Genomic DNA, 884 nt, shown 5'->3' on the forward strand with positions numbered 1-884 from the left:
GTTGTTAATCAACAGTTAGATACAATGTTAGATACAGTACTTGGCGAATGGTTACGTTTATATTTTTTGCGTTGTACTGTTTCTTACGTTATAACCAGAACGTCAACTACTGACACTACTGAGTAATGTTAAACGGTATCTAGGATGAATAGTATTGATTAACTGTTGTTCATTTTTAGCAATGTACGTTACTAGTAACTTATACAACATCTACATAGATCATTACCGCCAATCAACCAGCTGTATTCCTCTCTATTTTATTATAAAATTTAACACTCACTCTTCTAAGCTTTTTTAGCTTGTCTTAATCTAAGCGACTGTCAAGTATGCCTCTTTTAGGTAGATTGAAATCATCGACTTTATTGAAAAATCAAGAATATGCTCGGTTTGACTATCCAGAGATATTCGTCCTACTGCTTACTGTAGTGCTGGTCGCTATGCATTTTGAGTTTAATTCTATTTCAATGGTATTGTTTACAATTGTAAGCCTACCAAGTCTAATGATTTTAATTTACAACTACCGGCGTCAACCAAGCTTTTGGACATCCAATATCGTTGTAATGCTATTGTCAACAGTCATTGGAAGTATGCAGTTTTGTACCATCTTATCACTGAGTTTGTCATTATTGATCGGTATTCGAATCATCTTAAGTGAGCCTGAAAATCGACTTAAGCTGATTATTGTTTCGATCGTTATTACTGTCATGTTTTATTACGTCAGTACCATGCTAAATAGCGATATGATGGTTTGCAATGATGACTTTATATCACCCATTGTATTACTAGCTAGTATTATTACTATATGCTGTCAGTTTTGGGAGATTTATCATAAATATTTGAGTTACGAAAACACGGCAGAGAAGACAAAGGGACGACTTAATACT

Annotated in this window: 1 pseudogene; it reads left to right on the plus strand. The window is 33.9% G+C overall.

The window, feature by feature from the left end:
- Nucleotides 1-362 precede the first annotated feature (362 nt).
- Nucleotides 363-884 (plus strand): annotated as a pseudogene (locus tag ACS8FD_RS18250) (adenylate/guanylate cyclase domain-containing protein); the annotation flags it as partial.

It is taken from the genome of Psychrobacter sp. 1U2 (assembly GCF_051847575.1).